Below are 20,915 nucleotides of genomic sequence, written 5' to 3' on the forward strand. Positions count from 1 at the left end.
CAGCCTTAGTGACTGTCCTTTGATTTGTTTTTAGAAATGGAACGGCTTCGTCCTTCCAGATAGACCATGAGGATGGATATATCGGCTGGATTGACACCGGAAATCCGACTGGCCTGGCCGATGGTTTCTGGTGAAATCAGCTTGAATTTCTGGCGGGCCTCGGTCGCAATGGAATCAATGTCATCCCAGTCAATGTCGGCTGGAATGCGTTTTTCTTCCATGCGTTTCATCTTCTCCACCTGATCCAAGGCCTTGGCAATGTAACCTTCATACTTGACCTCTGTTTCAATCAATTCAATGGTCTTGGCATCCAAGTCCTCTGCCGCTGGGCCGATAAAGGCTACTGCATCTGCGTAGGTCACATCTGGACGACGCATGAATTCCTTGGCGGTAAGGGCATCCGTCAGAGGCTTGAAGCCCATGGCAACAACCTTTTCATTGGTTTCCTTGATTGGCTTGAGTTTGATAGACTCCAAGCGCTTCATTTCATTGTCAAACTGGTTTTTATGGATTTGGAAAATCTGCCAGCGTTCATCATCCACCAAGCCGACCTGACGACCAATCTCCGTCAGTCGCATATCGGCATTGTCATGACGCAGAATCAAGCGATACTCCGCCCGACTGGTCAAGAGACGATAAGGTTCCACCGTTCCCTTAGTCACCAAGTCGTCAATCATAACTCCGATATAACCGTCGCTTCGTTTCAAAATCAACTCAGGCTTGCCCTGTACCTTGAGGGCTGCATTGATACCAGCGACAATTCCCTGACCGGCTGCTTCTTCATAACCCGACGTTCCGTTGGTCTGACCTGCTGTGAAAAGCCCTGAAATCTTCTTAGTTTCAAGCGTCGCCCGCAACTGATGAGGCATAACCATATCGTACTCAATGGCGTAACCCGTCCGCATCATCTGGGCATTTTCCAAGCCTTTAATAGAGTGAATCAAGTCCTGCTGCACATCTTCCGGCAGACTGGTTGACAGCCCTTGGACATAGATTTCGTCTGTATTGCGACCCTCTGGCTCTAGGAAAAGCTGGTGGCGTTCCTTATCGGCAAAACGGACAATCTTGTCCTCGATTGACGGACAATAACGGGGCCCAATCCCCTTGACAATTCCTGAAAACATAGGTGCTCGATGAAGATTGCTGTTGATAATCTCGTGGCTGGTCGCGTTGGTATAGGTCAACCAGCAAGGAATTTGATCCTGCAAATAATCCTCATCCTTGGACAAGAATGAAAAGTGATTTGGCTTTTCATCACCTGGTTGAATCTCCGTGTCTTCGTAATTTATGGTACGAGCATTGACACGCGGTGGCGTTCCTGTCTTGAACCGACCGATTTCAAGACCAAGCTCCTTCAGATTATCCGCCAGCGTGATAGAAGCTAAACTGTTATTAGGCCCTGACGAATACTTGAGATCACCAATGATAATCTCACCACGCAGGGCAGTACCCGTCGTCACCACAACCGCCTTGGCTGAGAATTTCTGGTTGGTAGCCGTACGGACACCGATCACCTTGCCATCCTCCACCAAAATCTCATCAATCATGGTTTGACGCAGGGTCAGATTTTCCTGACGCTCCACCGTCCGCTTCATCTCTGCAGCATACTCTACTTTATCCGCCTGAGCCCGCAAGGCACGAACAGCTGGCCCCTTACCCATATTGAGCATTTTCATCTGGATATAGGTCTTGTCAATGTTGCGGCCCATTTCGCCACCCAGGGCATCGATTTCCCTTACCACAATCCCCTTGGCAGAGCCACCAATGGAGGGATTACAGGGCATAAAAGCCACCATATCCAAGTTAATAGTTGCAAGCAAGGTTTTACAGCCCATCCGACTGGCTGCCAATCCCGCCTCTACTCCCGCGTGCCCTGCACCGATCACGATGACATCATAATTTTCTGCAAATGTGTGTGTCATGTTGTTTTCTCCTTCATGTTCATAATGTGTTTAACTTGTCCATTCCAGTTTGGCAATTCCTCTGCCAGAAAAAATGGTACGACATCTAGGTTGACAAGTTTGTCAACGTCTATCCATTCACAAGCTTGTTTCAAGTTATCTTCAATCATCTCCTCAGGTATTGCTCCAATAGGCTCCACGATAAAATGAAGCTCGATATTGTGAAAGTCTATACCTTCATGTGTAAATTGATTTTCAACAACAAAAGCCAATTGATTGACACGACTGTCAACCCCTAATTCTTCTTTAACTTCTCGAACTGCAGCATCTGCTGCTACCTCATTGACCTCAACCGCACCGCCAATGGTATAATAACGGCCCTTATTATCTTTGGTCAGGAAAATCTTCCCATCCTTTATAATCAATGCAGTCGCTCGAACACCAAAAATTTGGTTGTCAACTCTGGTTCTGAAATCCATTTATCCTTCTCTTTTCTAAAATTTCGTCCAGATATGGAACTAAGTTTTTCTTATTTTTATCGGTAGGAGCTAACCATAGAAAATCTGTATGCTCTTCTGGGTCAAGAAGAATAGTTTTTGGTTGTTCAGGAAGTGTTACTTCATAGACTAGCCTTGTAAACACCGTCTGTTTTTCTTCATCAAACTGACTATCTTCATGGATAATGATCAGATTTTCCTTTTCTATCGAAATACCTGTTTCTTCAAAACACTCTCTCACTGCAGCATCACGGGGCAACTCATTCTCCTCAACACGACCACCTGGAATATCCCAATGCTGCGGAAATACATTCGGCTCTCCACGCTTAATCTGCGAACGCTGAATAATCAAGTGACTGTCTGCAACAGTCAGCAAGACATGGGCAATCAATTTAACTGGCATGGTTTCCTCCGCTATTTTAGTTGTCTTTGTTCATAAAATGCTTTAGTTGTCCGTCCCAGTGGGCTAACTCGGTCTTAAGAAAGGCTGGATTGAGATCTAGTTTCTCTAAGTCCGCAAAAGCAACCCATTCACACTGGCGAACAGAATTCCCTTCTTCCAGATTGGTCGCTGGATTAGACAGTGGGGTAACTATATAGAGAAATTCAATCTGATGATAGGATTTCTCCTGTAAGGTGAACTGATTTTCAACGATGAAAGCTAGTGGTCCAACCTCCACATCAATTCCGATTTCTTCTTTCATTTCCCGTTGCACAGCCTCTTCGGTTGTTTCACCAAGCTGAATAGCTCCACCCAAAGTGTAGTATTTCCCTTCAGGCGACTTAACGAGATAAAGTTTCTCATCTTGTACCACCAAGCCCGTTCCACGAACACCGAAGATTTGATTGTTGTGTCTCGTTCTGAAATCCATCTTCTCTCCCCAATCGCAAAAAATAGCCAAAACTCTCGAAAATTGCAGGACAAAAAAGCCTACAATTCCCATGAGCTTTGACCATCATAGTTCTTGTTAGAAATATTGTATCAAATTGTCCTGACAAGTCAAGTTAAACAATCTTTACAAACCTGTCAACTAAATATACTGACAAGCCACTCCATCCTTGTAGGCCATATCAATCATGCCACCGCCCAGACATTCTTGTCCGTCATAGAAAACAACGGCTTGTCCTGGTGTGATAGCCCGTTGTGGCTCTGCAAAGATGACTTCTGCCTTATCACCTCTTACCTTGACAGTTACTTGACTGTCTGGTTGACGGTATCGGAACTTAGCTGTGCATTCTAGCGTGAATTCTTCAGGCATATCACGTGTAAAGTGGACTTGACTAGCCTGTAAAGAAGTTGACATCAAGGACTCATGATAGAAGCCTTGACCGACATAGAGGATATTTTTTGACAGGTCTTTTCCGACAACAAACCAAGGTTCATTATCCCCACCGATTTGTCCGCCTATACCAAGCCCGCCCCGCTGACCAATGGTATAGTACATGAGGCCTGTGTGTTCTCCCATGTCACGACCGTCAACGGTCATCATCCGACCGGGCTGGGCTGGCAAATACTGCCCCAAAAATTCTTTGAAGTTCTTTTCACCGATAAAGCAGATGCCTGTCGAGTCTTTCTTTTTAGCGGTCGCCAAGCCTGCTCGCTCTGCTATTTCCCTCACCTGAGGCTTTTGTAAATGGCCGAGCGGAAACATGGTTTTCTGCAGCTGTTCCTGTGATAGTTGGCTGAGGAAGTAGGTCTGGTCCTTGCCATTGTCTGCCCCACGTAGCATATGGACAGTGCCGTCCTCGTCGCGTGACACCTGAGCGTAGTGCCCTGTCGCCACATAATCCGCACCCAAGTTCATAGCGTAATCCAAGAAAGCCTTGAACTTGATTTCCTTGTTACACATGACATCTGGATTGGGTGTGCGGCCTGCCCGATACTCTGCTAGGAAGTACTCAAATACGCGGTCCCAGTACTCTTTTTCAAAGTTGACAGAGTAGTAAGGAATACCGATCTGGTCTGCCACTGCAGCCACATCCTTGTAATCTTCTGTTGCTGTACAGAAGCCATTTTCATCCGTGTCATCCCAGTTTTTCATGAAGATGCCGATCACATCGTAGCCCTGCTCCTTGAGCAAGAGAGCCGTAACCGATGAATCCACACCGCCACTCATACCGACAACAACACGGGTTTTCGAATTGTCTATTGACATCATCTTCTCCCATCTTTTCGTAGAAATAACGATTTGAAGGTCGTATTCCAAAATTTTTTCAAAAAACGATTTGAAGGTCGATTTTGAACAACTTGTATTATACCACACAAAAGGGAGAAGAAACAGGAATTTGGTATTGAAACCCCATTCATCTAGGCATTCTATCCAAATCAAAAATTTGATATAATAGTATTAAGAAAAACGTGAGGATAATTATGACAAATTTAAAATTTCAATCGGTCTTTGATATTATCGGGCCAGTTATGATTGGACCTTCTTCCAGCCATACAGCTGGGGCAGTCCGCATTGGGAAAATTGTGTCTTCCATCTTTGGTGATGAACCAACCGAGGTCGAATTCCAACTTTACAACTCTTTTGCCAAGACCTATCGTGGACACGGTACAGATGTGGCCTTGGTAGCAGGCATTTTAGGCATGGATACAGACGACCCACGCATTCCTGACTCTCTAGATATTGCTCGAGAACGTGGCATCAAGGTTTACTGGCGTGTCAACAAGGACAGCAATACCCCCCATCCCAATACCACCCGAATTATCATTAAAAATGACAAAAAGTCTATATCAGCAACGGGCGTTTCCATTGGCGGAGGCAATATTCAAGTAACGGAGCTCAACGGCTTTTCTGTCAACCTGAATATGAATACTCCGACAATTATCATCGTTCACCAAGATGTTCCAGGTATGATTGCCAAGGTAACTGACATCTTATCAAAATACAATATCAACATTGCCCAAATGAACGTGACCCGTGAACAAGCTGGCGAAAAAGCTATTATGATTATCGAAGTGGATGCTCGCCAGTGTGAAAATTCTATTGCAGAAATCGAAAAAATTCCCCATCTGCACAATGTTACCTTCTTCAACTAGAAAGAGAAAGACATGTTTTATACTATCGAAGAATTAGTTCAGCAAGCCGAACAGTTTTCTGGCAATGTAGCTGAACTCATGATTGCGACTGAAATTGAGTTGACCGGTCGTAGCCGCGAAGAAATATTGACAATTATGTCAAGAAACTTGACAGTTATGAAAGCGTCGATTGTTGACGGATTAACAGAAAGCAAGTCCGTTTCTGGATTGACAGGTGGTGATGCTGCCAAGTTAGATGCTTATATGAAAAAGGGCAAGACACTGTCTGATTCCTCTATCCTATCCGCAGCAAGAAATGCTATGGCTGTCAACGAGTTAAACGCCAAAATGGGCTTGGTCTGTGCCACACCAACTGCTGGCTCTGCTGGTTGCTTGCCTGCCGTTCTTGGTGTTGCTATTGACAAGTTAAACTTGACAGAAGAGCAACAACTTGACTTCCTCTTTACAGCTGGGGCATTTGGTCTGGTCATTGCCAACAATGCCTCCATCTCAGGTGCAGAAGGAGGCTGTCAGGCAGAAGTTGGCTCTGCCTCTGCTATGTCCGCAGCGGCACTAACCCTTGCTGCTGGAGGAAGTCCCTACCAAGCCAGCCAAGCCATCTGCTTTGTCATCAAAAATATGTTAGGCCTCATCTGTGATCCCGTTGCAGGTCTGGTAGAAGTCCCATGTGTCAAACGAAACGCCATGGGAGCAAGCTATGCCATGGTGGCTGCAGATATGGCACTGGCAGGAATTGAATCAAAAATTCCTGTAGATGAGGTTATCAATGCCATGTACCAAGTAGGCTCTGCCCTACCAACCGCCTTCCGTGAAACTGCCGAAGGAGGTCTGGCTGCCACACCAACTGGTCGCCGATTGGCACAAGAAATCTTCGGCGAAAATTGACAAGGTTGTAAATGAAAGAGGCTGGGTAAAAAGCCCAGCACCGCTTCTCAACGTTAGTGTCAACATCTCAGCGCAGTGGTTGATTGGCAGATTTGTTCGTGTTTTACACTCCAAATCTGACCTAATCAACTGTGCGGGGGTGGGAAGACGAACTCTTCTATGAATGGTCGAGTTCTTTCCCACTCCCTTTTCTTATTGTTTGGTGAAAGTGAGTTTATCTAGAGTTGTATCATTGGCATCAATTTCTGTCAAGGTTAGAGTAGTACCATTCAGGGCATATGTATCTGCTTCCCCGTCAATATAGGCAAGTTTTTTATCTAAGTCGAAAATCACTTGTTCAATATCCTGGTCCCCATCATTGTCAACTTCTGTCAATGTAGCTTGATTTCCTTTTACAGTCAATGTATAGGTATCGTTGCCAGATGTTGCTGTATAAGTGCCATCTAATTCAGAAGTGTCAACCAACTTTACACCGTAACTTGACGCAAGTTGACTAGCTGAAGCTGCATTTGTTACAGCTGTCGCAGCGTTTGTTGTAGCTGTTGATGAACTTACTGTAGATGATGAGCTTGCGGTTGCTACTACTTGCTGGTTATCGTCATCATAATCAACGATTCCAACCTGTTGCTCAATTTGGTTTTCCAAAGCCTCAAGTTTGTTTTCATACACCTCTGCAGCGACAAAGCCAATCGTAGTAAGTGCCAAGGCACCAACTGATAATAAAATAATCGATTTCTTGCTCATACCTGCAACCTTATTTTTCACAGATTCCCATGCACCTGTTTTTTTATTTTCTGTCACTTCAATAATTTCTTGTTGTTGATGTTTGTTTTCCATTTTGTATTCCTCTGATTAAATCTATTTCTCAGCTCCTGCTGATAAGTCTATTATAGAGAACAATCTTGAACACTTTAGGGAAACTTTATAAACAAATCTTAAACACTTTTAAATTAAGCGTTAAGTCGATAACCTGCTCCCCATACCGTTTCAATTAAATCGGCTCCCAGTTTATCTCGCAGGCGATTGATGTGGACGGCCACTGTCGCACTATCTCCTACATAATCATAACCCCAAATGGTTTCAAACAGATGGTCTTTCGAGAAAACACGATTGGGGTATTTTGCTAGGTAAACAAGCAGTTCAAATTCACGATTGGGTAGTTTTATTTCCTGGCCATCCAAGGTTACCTTCCAATTGTCCAAGAATATGGTCACATTGCCAACAGTCAGTTCATTACCACTATCATCCTTTGTCAATCGTTGATAACGAGCCAAATGTGCTTTAACACGCGCCACCAGCTCCATAGGATCAAAAGGCTTGCTGATGTAGTCATCTGCTCCCAAGCCCAATCCTCTGACCACATCCATGGTTTCCTGCTTAGAAGTGACCATCAAAATGGGGAAATCTACCTTATCGCGTAAGTCTCGACAAAGATCATAACCCGTTTTGTTTGGAAGCATGACATCTAAGATGAGCAAACCATAGTCTTCTTTTTTTATTTGTTCCTCAACTAGACCACCATCATGGACCAAGTCTACTTGGTAGCCCTGCATTTCCAGATAATCTCTTTCCAAATAAGCGATTTCTACATCATCTTCCGCAATTAAAATCCGTGTCATTTCATATCCTTTCTAGGTAATCTGAAGATAAATCGAAGCCCTGGAGTTGCCTCAACAGATACACTTCCTCCAAGTCTCTCAATAATATTTTTTACAATAGCTAAACCTAAACCATGCCCTTCTACCTGCTGGCGAGTATCATCTTCCCTGTAAAACTCTTCAAAAATCAAGTTCAGCTTATCGTTTGCAGTCCCTTTTCCATTATCTGTAAAGGTCCAGATAATTTCTTGCTCTTGGACATAACCTGCAATAGCTAGTTTCAATGAACTAACATCTGCGTATTTTCGAGCATTATCAACCAAATTATCTAAAATACGGCGGAATTGGATAGGATCAATCTCAACCGGCAGGTTTTCAGCTACATCCAACTGGAACAGAATAGCCTCATCTGCCAATTCGGCTGATTTCTCTCTGACATAGGCCTGCAAAAAGACTGCCAAATCAAGCTGCACATTATCAAACGGCATTTTATCTGTTTGTAATTGTGAAAAGGCAAATAATTTTTCCAGTAATTTCTCCATCACCTGAGATTTTTGGTAAATAACCGTTAGATACTGATTGCGTTTTTCCTCCGTATTAGCAATGCCATCCAAAATTCCCTTGGCATAGCCTTTTATTGAAGTCAAGGGTGTCCGCAAATCGTGTGAAATATCCGCAACCATCTGGGTTCGTTTTTGCTCATACAGTCGATTTTTCTCATAGGCATCTAACAAAGAAGTCTGCATTTGATTGAACCCTTGGGTCAATTCTTCAAATTCCTTATCTCCCTGATAGGTCAATGGTACTGTATAATCTCCCTGCTGGATACGGTCTACACCGCTGTGCAATTCATCCAAAGGTCGCATGACCACACCTAAGAGACGACGAGTAAAGAAGAAATTAAGCACCACAACAACCACGATACCTACCCCACCAACCAAGAAAAGTTGCAATAGAAAGGCTTGAAATTCCTGACTTTCCTGTTGTTCTTCCAAATCTTCTAACATGGCATACAAATAAAATATTTGACCGTTTGCTGCAATCTTTCGACTAATGACAACTTCACCATCAACATAGGAGGTATGGGTTGTAGATGAAACCGTCACTTCTGAAAGCTCATCAGCATCATCAGTAAGGTTTGAAAATAAAATCTCTCCATTACTTTCTACATACAGTTGGGCTCCATTTAAAGATAACGCATCTGCTAAACTTGCAAAATCTGTGCCCGTAAACTTCTCTAGACTTTGTTGACTTGCTGCTGTCTTCTGACTGGTGGACTGCCAAGTCCCTTGGTTACGGTAAATACTATTCACCACATACACACTAACTCCTAACATGGCTATCAATGACAGGACCAGCATCATCATATTCAAGCGAAATATTCGTTTCTGTAAATTCATTCTTCTTCTCTTCTAGTCAATTTTTCCACATTATAAGCAAATTAACAGCATTTGTAAAGTTTAGAAACTTATATAACTAAAAAAGCCTAGCAAAACTAGACTTTCATAAATTTCTTAATACCAGCCGTTTGCCAACCAGAAGGCTTTAGCTGCTGACCATGAACCATAACGTTCTGCTACATAGGCATCAGCCACACGCTCTTGGTTTTCTGGTGAGTAATCACCGTTCAAGTATGTATTAGTCAACTGATAACGACCGATGTAGATACCATTACGCGCATCATAGCTACCGCTTGATTCCTTCATGGCAATCCATTCTTTTGCCGCTGCATCTTCAGCACTCAAGTTTGAAGTATATGAACTCGTGGTAGTGGTTGTCACTTCACTTGTTGTTGTAACTGTTTCAGCTGCTGGAGCTTGCTCCACTGGTTTTTCTTCTGTAGCAGTAGAAGCTGTTTCACCAACTTCAATAGCCTGTCCAACATGGATTAGATTTGGATTGGAAATTTTATTTTGTTCTGCCAATTTCTCTACACTTGTATTGTATTTTGAGGCGATTGCTGATAAGGTATCACCAGATTGTACAGTATAGGTTTCCGCGCTAACAACACCAGCAGTCAATAAGGTTGCCCCTGCTACCAAGCCAGCGATTGTTGTTTTCAAGTTTTTCTTCAATGTAATATTCATAATAGTCACATTCCTTTCTCTTATGTATCTATCATACCCTCTGACTATTACTCTCACTTTGTAAATCTATTACAAATATTACAATGACATTGTGTTTACACTATAAAAGGTCTATTTTCGGGATTTTGGGACCCTTTTTATCAACATCATTTACAACATACTTTACAGAAATCCCTATCTTTTTGACAGTAGCTGTAAATAAAAAGGTCACAGTGGACCTTCTTTATCATGGGCACGGAAGTGAGAAAACAAATGAATGCCTAGGCTAAACCTAGACATCTCATTCATATCAATACCAACCATTTGCCAACCAAAACTGATAGGCTGCTGACCATGAACCATAGCGTTGCAGTACATAGGCATCTGCTACACGCTCTTGGTTTTCTGGTGAATGATCACCATTCAAATAAGCATTACTCAATTGGTACCGTCCAATGTAAATACCATTAGTAACTGTATAGCTACCACCTGATTCTTTTTGAGCAATCCATTCTTTAGCAGTTGCATCGTCAACTGCTGCACCAGTTGAAACCGTAGCTACTTGAACCTGAGCTTGAGGAGTTGAAGTAACTTCAATTATGGATTCTTCCCTAGAGCTATCATAATATGTTTCGGTAACATCTGCCTGCTCAACATCTTTCGTCTCATCTACTGATGTTGTTACATCTGAGGATTCAATAATTTGCGGTTCTTCAGAGGTAATTTCTATGGCTTCTACTTGTAGCGGTTGAGAGTCTGTTTCCGATTTTAACAATTTATCGTATCCTAACTCAAAAACAGGACTGACAGTAACGTATTCTGTTGTAGACCCAGATCCACTACCAATCTTACTTATAGCATTGACCACATTATAGGGCGCATTTGACACCGCTCTTACAAGCTTGGTATAAGAATAGTTACCTGTCAACATCAGACCACATAAAATAAGAACTGAAATAACAATAACCCCTGCTATACCTTTGATAAACTTACTTATAAAACTCTTTTTCATCAAAAAGAACTATCCTCTATCTATTTATCATAACTATTCCTATCTTACTACCATTGTATTACTTTTTATTTAAAAAAATATTACAATTTGGTAAAACGCTTACTATTTTAAGATTTTAAGACTTTTTAAATAAATATAGAGTTCCTGCCAAGACAATCATAATCAGAATAGCTAGGCTATCCGTCTTCTTCCAAGCTAAAATACGGTACTTGGTCCGACCTTCTCCACCCTGATAGCCACGCGCCTCCATTGCCGTTGCCAGAGCATCAGCCCTTTTAAAGCTAGATGCAAACAAAGGAATTAAAATTGGAATAAGGGATTTTACCTTCTGAATAAGATTGCCTTCATTAAAGTCCACTCCACGCGCCCTCTGCGCATTCATAATTCGAGTAGTATCATCCATCAAAGTAGGCACAAAACGCAAGCTCATAGACAGCATCAGTCCAATCTCATGCACAGGAACCTTAAATCGCTTTAAGGGTGCAAGCCCTGATTCAATACCATCAGCCAAACTGAGCGGTGTTGTCGTCAAGGTCAGTAGGGTTGAAAAGAAAATAATCAAAACAAAGCGAACAAAAATAATACCTGCTTGTTGCAAACTTTCTAAGGATACTTTAAAAATCCAAAACTCCCACAGAATTGTCGCCCCGGGTGTAAAGAAAACCTGGAAAAAGGTTGTAAAGAGAATAATACCAATCATTGGTTTTAAACCATTGATAAAGAAAGACAAACGGATACGTGATAAAACAACCAAGCCCAATACAAAACCAATCAATAACGCATTTGTTACCAGATTATTGGCCCAAAAAATCATTAAGAGAAAGCCAAACATGGCTAAGAGTTTACTTCTCGGATCCAAGCGATGAAGAATAGAATTACCTGGAATATAGCGACCCAAAATCAATTTATCCATGCGTCACCATCCCTGTAAATTCTTCAATTGTAATCGGAAGACGTTCAAATACAAAACCTCTTCTCTCCAAATTCGCTGCAAACTTGGTAATCTTAGGAACACCCAGTTGAATACTCTCCAAAAAATCAACCTCTTGAAAAATATCTGTTGGTTTACCAGAACCAACCAACTTTCCTTTCTCCATAATATAAACAAAATCAGCGTAATTAGCCACATCATCCATCAAATGAGTGACCAAAACAATGGTCATCCCAGACATATGAAGGGTCTTGAAAATAGCCATCAATTCTTGACGACCAGCAGGATCCAGACCAGCTGTTGGTTCATCCAAGACCAAAACGCTTGGCTCCATGGCTAGAATACCAGCAATAGCTACCCGACGCATTTGACCACCTGATAACTCAAAGGGACTACGTTCAAACAAGCTCTCATCAATTCCAACCAAGGCCAGCTTTTCACGAGCAATCTGCTCAGCCTCTTCCTGAGAAACTCCAAAATTTTGCGGACCAAAAGCAACATCTTTTAAGACTGTTTCATCAAAGACTTGGCTTTCAGGAAATTGGAAAACAAGGCCAACTTTCTTCCTTACTTGCTTAATATCCTTATTTTCTGACGTCGCTGTAATCACAAAGTCATCAATAACTACTCTTCCCTCTGTCGGCACATTTAATCCATTCAAGAGTTGTAAAATCGTTGATTTCCCCGAACCCGTATGCCCAATAAGCGCCGTATAAGAGCCGTCAACAATCTCCAAATCCACACCAAATAGCGCACGTCCCTCAAAAGGCGTATCAGCTTGATAGGTGTAGCTTACTTCTTGGAGAGCAATTCCCATAAAGTTTCCTCTAATTCTTCCTCTGTAAAATAGCGAAGCGGTAAATCAAATCCAGCCTGACGTAAAGATGTAGCTAGTTCTGTCGTGAAAGGTTTATCTAAATCCAAGTCTGCTAAATCCTCCCGCATAAAAAGCTCCGTCGGAGTGCTGACTGACTCAACCTGACCTCGTTTCATCACAATAACACGATCACTTAAAGCCACCTCATCTAAATCATGCGTGATAGAGATAACCGTCATCCCATGCCGATCCTTAATCTCCTGAACAATTTTAATCAAATCAAGACGACCTTCTGGATCCAGCATGGATGTAGCCTCATCCAAAATGATAATTTTAGGACGCAAGGCCACCACTCCAGCAATAGCTACCCGTTGCTTCTGACCACCAGATAAACGAGCAGGCTCACGGGTTTTAAAATCAGCCATTCCAACTAATTCCAAGGCTTCATCTACCTGTTTCCGCATCTCTTCCAAGGCTATTCCTTGGTTTTCCAAACCAAAAGCAACATCATCTTCAACTGTAGCACCTACAAATTGATTGTCTGGATTTTGAAATACCATACCAATCAGGCGACGCTTATCCCAAACATTATCAACTGATAGGACATCACCATCAATGATAATATCTCCAGACTCAGCTTCCAATAATCCATCAATCAAACGAACAGTTGTTGACTTCCCTGAACCATTATGACCGATGATGGACAACCATTCACCCTGTTTCACGTGAAACGAAACATCGTTTAAGGTATAATCCTCATCATCTTGACTATATTTATACTTAAGATTTTTTACTTCAATAATATTTGTCATCACTTAAACGTATCTTTGAATAAGAAAGATGCACCCTTGAAATAGTCATAACCTGAATAAAGGGTAAAGAAAAGTGCAATATAAAGCGTAATCTGACCCAACAAACTCCAATGCAAGAGCAGAAAAATCACCGCAAACATCTGTGAGAATGTCTTAATTTTACCTGGCATAGCTGCTGCCAAAACGGTTCCACCATTTTCAACCAAGAGCAAACGAAGACCCGTCACTGCCAATTCACGACAGATAATAATGGCTACCACCCATGCTGGAGCAAAACCAAGTTCCACCAACATAATGAAGGCAGACATGACCAAAATCTTATCAGCCATCGGATCTGCAAACTTACCAAAGTTTGTCACTACCTGCCACTTACGAGCCAAATAACCATCCAGATAATCCGTAATACTTGCCAGGGCAAAAATGACTGCCGCTAAAATATGGCTAATAGCTGACTGCCAGACAGTAAGAAGAAGGATAAAGATTGGAATAATCAAAATCCGTCCGACTGTCAAAGCGTTGGGAATATTTTCTTTTTTCATTGTATTTCCTTTTTATTCAAATACTAGTCCAATAGAACCTGTATCACTCGTTAATGCTTTCGTATCCAATTGTTGACCGGCGATAGTAATATCTACCCCTTTCACTACACCTAAAACAAGATAGGCTTCGCTGGTGCCTTCTGGCAGGCTAGTCGTAACCGTCGGATTTTCAGGAGAAAGTACCACTCCCTCTGCCAATTCTGTCCCGGATAAACTAATCCAGCTAGTAGCATCTTTAACCGAAAGGGTGACTTCCACTGGATAAACAGTTTCTGTAACAGTCGCTACAACGTAATCTCCACTACCTGAAATGCTAATATTCTTAGCAGAAATGCTACTTGACGAAGTTGTGGACTGCTCTGGTGTGCTTGTTTCAGAAGACGTACTTGTAGCAGTTTGCCCAACAACAGAGTAGGAAGTTTCCGAAGTAGGCAACACTTGATTTTGCATACGGCTATATGCTATATAGGTCACAAAAATAATGATGAAAGCTGAAGCAAGCAAGAGATAAATCAAGGGAAGAAAGGATTTATGATCTTTCTTTTTTACCCGATAGCTTCTTTTCAATTCTGCCGCTAAGATTTCCTCCTCGCCTTCTTCACGATACTTTATCAAACTATTGCTATCGTAGGCTTCTAACAGAACATCCGCATCCAATTCTAAGGCATCTGCATAGACAGTTAGGACGTAATCAACATCCTCATCTTCAGAAATAGAATCAAAATCATTGTACTCCAATGCTTGCAAATACCTTGCATGGATTTTCGTCATTCTCTGCAAATCAACAAAGGTCCAACCTCGTGACTCACGCGCTGCTCTAAGTACCTCACCAATACTCTTTTGTCGCACTACTAACTCTCCCCTCTATTCACTAATATACAATACTCTATTCTAACAAAAATCTAAGGAAATTTCGATGAGTTAGGTCCTTTTATTTGGGAATAATCGTAAAATCAGTCATGTCACACTGACCAATAAAACGACGGCCTGCCTCCCTAATATCCTCTAAATCTATTTCTTCCATCAATTGTGGCAAATCAAATACATTCTCAACATCCGAATACTGAGCCACAAAGTGACTAGCTGTAAATTCCAAGGAATTCAAGCTACGGATAAAATCGCCATACATTTCATTCTTCAGCAGTTGCAAATGCTCATCATTGATATCCTCATCTCGTTCAAAATTGCGAACAGCCCTCATCAGCATACTCGATAAGGTAATAGGCTCCTGCGTATCACCAGAAATAACCAAATAATGATAGTCTGGAGTAACTTCTAGTTGAAACTGGAATGAAGAATCAATTTTCCCCTGTTCATACAGGTTCTGATAGCGTTTAGAAGTCCAACCGAACAACATGGCAAACAAAAGCTGTAAGCACAGGCGATACTGCTGCATTTCAACAGGTTCAAATTCATCATTTCCCCGTAAACCAACTGCTAATTTTGGAGTAGATACTTCAAACTCTTCCATACGGTGCTGAAGAATAGGCAGTTTTTCAATTGCCTTTATATCAAACCTAGGCAGTTTTTCATCAAGTTGCGCTGCCTGATAACTTGAAATCTGCTGCCATACCTGATCCAAATCAAAGTTACCAATGACGAATAGATTCATGTTGGACGGATGATAAAACAGATCAAAATTCTCATACAAATCATCTGCTGTAATCTGCTCAATCGAAGCAACCGTACCAGCAATATCATGAGCCAAGGGAGTTTGAGGGTAAAGTGACCCTAAAATTCCTGTAAACAATCGATAATCGACATCATCTTGATACATTTCGATTTCTTGCTCGATAATCCCTTGTTCTCGTGCCACGTTTTCATCTGTAAAATAAGGTTGACGAACAAAAGATTGTAACAAAGCCAAGGCTGGTAAAACCTCTTGAGTAGTAGAAAATAGATAACTGGTCTGTCTAAAACTGGTGTAGGCATTGGCACTGGCACCAAATTTCGAAAACTCATTCATGACATCTTCTTCATCTTCCGTTTCAAACAACTTATGCTCTAAGAAATGTGCGATACCAGCGGGATAGCTACTAGACCTACCATCTTCAAAAAGAATATGGGTATGTAAAGCTCCGAAATTTGTCGTTATCACTCCGTAAGTTTCATGAAAATCGGTCTTAGGCAAGAGAATGACTGTCAACCCGTTGTCAAGTTGTGTCTGATAGACAGGTTCTTTCATATACGGATACTTTTTCTCGATTAGTTTCATTCCTCTGTTCCCTCCATAAAGTAAACAGCCTGTAAATTTATCATCTTACCCACTCGAACAACATCCTCAATTGACACCAACTTTACAGCTTCTATCCATTCTAACCATGTTAAATTACGTTCCCCCATACTTATCTGGTTGTAGGTCTGTTCTATCAAGTTATTCTGTCTATCTTGAGCAAGGGTTGCTGAATGAATAAGCATATTCTTTGTCAACTCTAATTCATCCTCTGTAAACTTTCCGCGCTTCAAATCAAGAATCTGCTTACTAATCAGCTTCATAACCTTTAGACGGTCTCCACGGCTGATGCCTGCATAAACCTTCATCATTCCAGAAAAAATAGACACCTGACTTCCGATTGTATAGGCCAAGCTCTCCTTTTCACGAATATTTACAAACAATTTAGAATGTGAAAAGGCACCGAGTAAACCATTAAAAACAACTAAGGCAGGGTAATTTACATCATTGTAAAGGACTTGTAAATGATAAGCCAATTCTAAAATGGATTGTCTTGCCTGTTTGCGTTCGACCTTCTCGCGAGTAACCTTTGAATAATTCTGCTGATATTCTAATTCTAACTTAGGTTTTCTATAAGTAAATTTGAAGGTTTCCAATTTTTCTCGAACCAAGTCCTGATTGACAGTTCCAATGACAAAGATGTCAATCTTATCTACCCGCAACATATTCCGATAGATTTTAAATACCGATTCTGCTGTTTCTTGCTCAACTAAGTCTAGACGACTAACTCGCGGAATTTGTAAGGCCTCATCTTGATAAAATAGCTTATTTAATTCGACATCAGCATGGTAGAAATTATCTTCTACCTCAGACTCAAGAAAATTGATTAAATTCTTTTTCTCCACTTCAAAGATTTTCTGATCAAACCCCTGACCTTGCTTGAGAGGACGAAATAGGCAGGCATATAAAAAATCAAGAATTGCTAAGGTAATATCTTCATTATTAGGCAAATAACATGGATTGACGTAAGAAATGGTCAAATCAACTAGATGTACACGACCACGTTTAGCAACAGACGTTGAGAAATGTGCTCCGTATAGCTCTGCCAACCGTCTACGCATCGCCTGAGCCGTTGGATAATCTTGGTTGCCCATTTCCAGAATATTAGCAACTAGCACACGTCCTGCTACCGTCGCCTCATTCATCTCGGCTGCAAAACGCACTTTTATTCTATTTGTAGTAAACTGATCTGTTTCAATAAAATGCAAATCAATTCCTTCTTGTAATTTCATCTTCTTCCTCTTTCAAACATTGTACCTTCCATTATATCATTTTTCTGTGATATAATATTCTGTAACGAGGTGACTTATGGAATTTAAATTATTTGATGACTACATCACATTACAAGCATTACTAAAAACAACTGGTATTCTACACTCAGGAGGGGCCATTAAAGGTTTCCTTGAAGAAAATACCATCCTTTTTAACGGAGAAGACGAAAAAAGACGAGGTAAAAAAATCCGCATCGGTGATATTATCACGCTACCTGACCACAACATTAGTATCACAATCGTTGGACCTAGTGCAGAAGAAATACAGCAACACCAAGAAGAACAAGCTGAAAAAGAACGTGTGGCTGCAATCGTTAAAAAGTTAAATCAAGAAAATAAAAAGAATAAGAAACAGGTAAAAACTCCTAAAAAAGTAACTAAAAATACTGAAAGAAAACCTGTTCGTTTCCCTGGTATGTAAAAATGTGGCTTGAAACATTAGCATTACGGCACTTTCGCAATTACAGTCAACAAGATATTGAGTTCAACAAGGGGCTTAATGTCTTTTTGGGTGAGAATGCCCAAGGTAAAACCAATATTTTAGAAGCTATCTATTTTTTAGCCTTGACACGTAGCCACCGTACCCGAACAGACAAGGATTTACTACAATTTCAAGAAAAGGAATTGACCATATCCGGTTTACTCCATCGGATAAATGGTAAAGTTCCACTTGACATACAGTTGACAGAAAAGGGACGGATAACCAAGGTCAACCATCTCAAACAAGCCAAGCTTTCCAACTATATCGGCCACATGAATGTTGTTCTCTTCGCCCCTGAAGATTTACAGCTGATTAAAGGTGCCCCTGCTTTGAGAAGAAAGTTCATTGATGTCGAATTGGGTCAAATCAAGCCACTCTATCTTGCTGACTTGACTAACTACAATCATACTCTCAAGCAACGCAATGCCTACCTAAAATCCTCTGATAAGGTTGATGAAACCTTTCTATCTGTACTTGATCAACAGCTTGCTGAATATGGCAGTCGAGTTATTCAACACAGGCTTGATTTCCTTAAAAAACTAGAGGAATTTGGAAATAAAAAAGTTCAGGAAATCTCTGATCAAAAAGAAAAATTGACCATCGAATATCAATCCTCCATACACTTTACAAATACTGACAACTTAATTGACACATTATTGACAGAATTAGAAAAATCCCGTAAACGTGACCTATTCAAAAAAAATACAGGTGTTGGTCCGCATCGTGATGATATTGCCTTCTTCATAAATGGTATGAATGCCCATTATGGTAGTCAAGGACAACATCGTAGTCTTGTTTTGTCGCTCAAACTTGCTGAAATCGAACTGATGAAGGAAATTACTAGAGAATACCCAATTCTACTTTTAGACGATGTTATGAGTGAGCTAGATAACAATCGACAAATCAAACTACTAGAAACCATTACAGATACTATTCAAACCTTTATCACTACAACATCTTTGGACCATTTACATAAGCTACCAGATAGTTTAAAAATCTTTCATATCCAGTCTGGCACTATCGTTGAAAGCAAGTAACTGATTTTATATTCAGTTACTTTTTTATTACTTCGTAAACTAGCTTTTCCTAGCTCCAATTGTAGTTTCAACTCTTCACATAGAACTAAAAAAATTACAACTTTGTCAACTACGTTTACAAAAAAGTAAAGACCCTGTCAATCAGGGTCTTATTCTTATTGTACTGAATAGTTTGGAGCTTCGTTTGTGATTTGAACATCGTGTGGATGGCTTTCTTTCAAACCAGCACCTGACATTTCGATGAACTGAGCATTTTCATGCAATTCAGTCAAGTTACCAGCACCTACATAACCCATACCTGAGCGAAGTCCACCAACCATTTGGAAAATCATATCTGCAACAGAGCCTTTATAGGCTACACGTCCTTCAATTCCTTCTGGAACAAGCTTGTTGGCTTCATTGACAGATGCTTGGAAGTAACGGTCTTTTGAACCTTGTTTCATGGCTGCGATAGAGCCCATACCACGATAGGTCTTGAACTTACGACCTTGGAAGATTTCTGTTTCGCCTGGTGCTTCGTCCGTTCCTGCAAACATAGAACCGAGCATAACTGCGTGACCACCAGCAGCAAGTGCCTTAACGATATCACCTGAATACTTGATACCACCATCAGCGATAATGGTTTTGCCAAATTCACGCGCAACACCAGCTGCATCATAGATGGCTGTCACTTGTGGTACACCAACACCTGCGATGACACGTGTTGTACAGATGGAACCTGGTCCAATACCGACCTTGACAACATCCACACCAGCTTCATAAAGAGCACGAGCGCCTTCAGCTGTGGCAATGTTACCTGCAATCAAGGTACGAGTTGGGAAATGCTCACGGATTTCTTTAATCTTGCGAAGAACACCTGCTGAGTGACCGTGAGCTGTATCGATGACAATGGCATCAGCACCCGCTTCAAAAAGGGCTTCTGCACGTTCAAAAGTATCAGATGTGACACCAACAGCACCCGCAACCAAGAGACGACCAAATTCATCCTTCGCAGCATTTGGGAACTCAATCACTTTCTCAATATCTTTGATGGTAATCAAGCCTGACAAACGACCATTTTCATCAACCAATGGCAATTTTTCAATGCGATGTTTGTGGAGAATAGCCTCAGCTGTCGCCAAGTCTGTTCCAACTGGTGCTGTTACCAAGCCATCGCTAGTCATGTTTGTAGAAATTGGCTGTGAGTAATCCGAAATAAAACGCATATCACGATTGGTGATGATACCAACCAACTTACGATTTTCCATGGTTTCTACAATTGGCACACCAGAGATACGGTAGGTCCCCATGAGTTTCTCAGCCTCTGCGATTGTGTGCTCAGGAGTTAAGAAGAATGGATCGATAATAACACCATTTTCAGAACGTTTTACCTTACGCACTTCTTCAGCCTGTTCCGCAATAGACATATTCTTATGGATAACACCCAAGCCACCTGCACGTGCCATAGCAATAGCCATTTTGCTATCTGTTACAGTATCCATGGCAGCAGAAATAATTGGAAGATTAAGTGTCAAATTTGGTGCTAATTGCGTTTTTAAATCAATATCATGTGGCAATACATGACTTTCAGCCGGAATAAGTAATACATCATCAAAGGTAAAGCCTTTTTTCAAAAATTTAGTGTCCCAGTTTGACATTTTCTTCCTCTTTTCTTTTTTTGTTACTAGCTATCGCTACAATTATTTTATTTATGATAACATTTTGAAATCATTTGTCAAATATTATTCGCATTAAAACAGGGAATAATAAAAATTCAGAAAATTCTTTACCACTTTCTTTTAGAAATTCGAAC

22 protein-coding genes are annotated in these 20,915 nt (G+C 41.2%); 4 read left to right on the forward strand and 18 right to left on the reverse strand.

Annotation, left to right across the window (positions count from 1 at the left end):
• Positions 1-5: 5 nt before the first annotated feature.
• The 5 genes from mnmG to mnmA form a co-directional block, all read right to left on the reverse strand.
• Positions 6-1,922 carry a tRNA uridine-5-carboxymethylaminomethyl(34) synthesis enzyme MnmG gene (gene mnmG / locus C1G53_RS12645; protein WP_105118842.1) on the reverse strand — a complete coding sequence of 639 codons (1,917 nt, stop codon included), beginning with the start codon at positions 1,920-1,922 and terminating at the stop codon, positions 6-8.
• Positions 1,919-2,380 (reverse strand): NUDIX hydrolase, encoded by a 462-nt coding sequence (locus tag C1G53_RS12650; RefSeq protein WP_105118843.1) that lies wholly within the window; start codon positions 2,378-2,380, stop codon positions 1,919-1,921. The genes mnmG and C1G53_RS12650 overlap by 4 nt, the downstream gene beginning before the upstream one ends.
• Entirely contained in the window at positions 2,358-2,801 is a 444-nt protein-coding gene (locus C1G53_RS12655; protein WP_105118844.1) for an NUDIX hydrolase, read from the reverse strand. Before C1G53_RS12655 ends, C1G53_RS12650 begins: the two co-directional genes overlap by 23 nt.
• Positions 2,802-2,817: 16 nt before the next feature.
• A complete protein-coding gene (locus C1G53_RS12660) occupies positions 2,818-3,270 on the reverse strand; it encodes an NUDIX hydrolase (RefSeq protein ID WP_105118845.1) in 453 nt (150 codons plus the stop codon).
• Between the two features lie 159 nt (positions 3,271-3,429).
• The gene (mnmA, locus tag C1G53_RS12665) at positions 3,430-4,554 is read right to left on the reverse strand and encodes a tRNA 2-thiouridine(34) synthase MnmA (RefSeq protein ID WP_105118846.1); all 1,125 of its coding nucleotides are present in this window, start codon (positions 4,552-4,554) and stop codon (positions 3,430-3,432) included.
• Positions 4,555-4,769: 215 nt separating this feature from the next.
• Here mnmA and sdaAB point away from each other — a divergent pair, with 215 nt between their 5' ends.
• Together sdaAB and sdaAA are read left to right on the forward strand one after the other, a co-directional pair.
• Complete coding sequence (sdaAB, locus tag C1G53_RS12670) at positions 4,770-5,441, forward strand: L-serine ammonia-lyase, iron-sulfur-dependent subunit beta (RefSeq protein ID WP_024379555.1); 672 nt, start codon at positions 4,770-4,772, stop codon at positions 5,439-5,441.
• Positions 5,442-5,453: 12 nt separating this feature from the next.
• The gene (gene sdaAA, locus C1G53_RS12675; protein ID WP_044767841.1) at positions 5,454-6,326 is read left to right on the forward strand and encodes an L-serine ammonia-lyase, iron-sulfur-dependent, subunit alpha; all 873 of its coding nucleotides are present in this window, start codon (positions 5,454-5,456) and stop codon (positions 6,324-6,326) included.
• A 192-nt stretch (positions 6,327-6,518) separates the two neighbouring features.
• Here the strand turns inward: sdaAA and C1G53_RS12685 are convergent, their stop codons facing one another.
• The 12 genes from C1G53_RS12685 to yfmF form a co-directional block, all read right to left on the reverse strand.
• Positions 6,519-7,163: a hypothetical protein gene (locus tag C1G53_RS12685; RefSeq protein WP_105118848.1), complete on the reverse strand. Its 645-nt coding sequence runs from the start codon at positions 7,161-7,163 to the stop codon at positions 6,519-6,521.
• Between the two features lie 113 nt (positions 7,164-7,276).
• Positions 7,277-7,945 (reverse strand): response regulator transcription factor, encoded by a 669-nt coding sequence (locus C1G53_RS12690; RefSeq protein ID WP_105118849.1) that lies wholly within the window; start codon positions 7,943-7,945, stop codon positions 7,277-7,279.
• Positions 7,942-9,324, reverse strand: coding sequence for a HAMP domain-containing sensor histidine kinase (locus C1G53_RS12695; protein WP_105118850.1), 1,383 nt, complete (start codon positions 9,322-9,324; stop codon positions 7,942-7,944). The genes C1G53_RS12690 and C1G53_RS12695 overlap by 4 nt, the downstream gene beginning before the upstream one ends.
• Positions 9,325-9,438: 114 nt before the next feature.
• Positions 9,439-10,011 carry a LysM peptidoglycan-binding domain-containing protein gene (locus tag C1G53_RS12700; RefSeq protein WP_105118851.1) on the reverse strand — a complete coding sequence of 191 codons (573 nt, stop codon included), beginning with the start codon at positions 10,009-10,011 and terminating at the stop codon, positions 9,439-9,441.
• 289 nt (positions 10,012-10,300) lie between these two features.
• Positions 10,301-10,921: a hypothetical protein gene (locus C1G53_RS13490; protein WP_238139157.1), complete on the reverse strand. Its 621-nt coding sequence runs from the start codon at positions 10,919-10,921 to the stop codon at positions 10,301-10,303.
• Positions 10,922-11,117: 196 nt separating this feature from the next.
• Entirely contained in the window at positions 11,118-11,915 is a 798-nt protein-coding gene (locus tag C1G53_RS12710; RefSeq protein ID WP_105118852.1) for an energy-coupling factor transporter transmembrane component T family protein, read from the reverse strand.
• Positions 11,908-12,750, reverse strand: coding sequence for an energy-coupling factor transporter ATPase (locus C1G53_RS12715; RefSeq protein ID WP_105118853.1), 843 nt, complete (start codon positions 12,748-12,750; stop codon positions 11,908-11,910). Before C1G53_RS12715 ends, C1G53_RS12710 begins: the two co-directional genes overlap by 8 nt.
• Entirely contained in the window at positions 12,726-13,562 is an 837-nt protein-coding gene (locus C1G53_RS12720) for an energy-coupling factor ABC transporter ATP-binding protein (protein ID WP_105118854.1), read from the reverse strand. Before C1G53_RS12720 ends, C1G53_RS12715 begins: the two co-directional genes overlap by 25 nt.
• A complete protein-coding gene (pgsA, locus tag C1G53_RS12725) occupies positions 13,562-14,101 on the reverse strand; it encodes a CDP-diacylglycerol--glycerol-3-phosphate 3-phosphatidyltransferase (RefSeq protein WP_105118855.1) in 540 nt (179 codons plus the stop codon). Before pgsA ends, C1G53_RS12720 begins: the two co-directional genes overlap by 1 nt.
• Positions 14,102-14,113: 12 nt before the next feature.
• Positions 14,114-14,950, reverse strand: a complete 837-nt coding sequence (locus tag C1G53_RS12730) for a helix-turn-helix domain-containing protein (RefSeq protein ID WP_105118856.1) — start codon at positions 14,948-14,950, stop codon at positions 14,114-14,116.
• 82 nt (positions 14,951-15,032) lie between these two features.
• Positions 15,033-16,316, reverse strand: a complete 1,284-nt coding sequence (yfmH, locus tag C1G53_RS12735) for an EF-P 5-aminopentanol modification-associated protein YfmH (RefSeq protein WP_105118857.1) — start codon at positions 16,314-16,316, stop codon at positions 15,033-15,035.
• Positions 16,313-17,566 (reverse strand): EF-P 5-aminopentanol modification-associated protein YfmF, encoded by a 1,254-nt coding sequence (gene yfmF / locus C1G53_RS12740; RefSeq protein WP_105118858.1) that lies wholly within the window; start codon positions 17,564-17,566, stop codon positions 16,313-16,315. The genes yfmH and yfmF overlap by 4 nt, the downstream gene beginning before the upstream one ends.
• Positions 17,567-17,642: 76 nt before the next feature.
• Here yfmF and yaaA point away from each other — a divergent pair, with 76 nt between their 5' ends.
• Positions 17,643-18,026 (forward strand): S4 domain-containing protein YaaA, encoded by a 384-nt coding sequence (gene yaaA, locus C1G53_RS12745; RefSeq protein ID WP_105118859.1) that lies wholly within the window; start codon positions 17,643-17,645, stop codon positions 18,024-18,026.
• 2 nt (positions 18,027-18,028) lie between these two features.
• Positions 18,029-19,123 (forward strand): DNA replication/repair protein RecF, encoded by a 1,095-nt coding sequence (gene recF / locus C1G53_RS12750; RefSeq protein ID WP_105118860.1) that lies wholly within the window; start codon positions 18,029-18,031, stop codon positions 19,121-19,123.
• Positions 19,124-19,278: 155 nt separating this feature from the next.
• Here recF and guaB read toward each other — a convergent pair whose 3' ends face one another.
• Positions 19,279-20,760, reverse strand: coding sequence for an IMP dehydrogenase (guaB, locus tag C1G53_RS12755; protein WP_105118861.1), 1,482 nt, complete (start codon positions 20,758-20,760; stop codon positions 19,279-19,281).
• Positions 20,761-20,915: the final 155 nt, after the last annotated feature.

Origin of the sequence: Streptococcus suis, from assembly GCF_002960445.1 — a bacterium.
GTDB lineage: Bacteria > Bacillota > Bacilli > Lactobacillales > Streptococcaceae > Streptococcus > Streptococcus hyiners.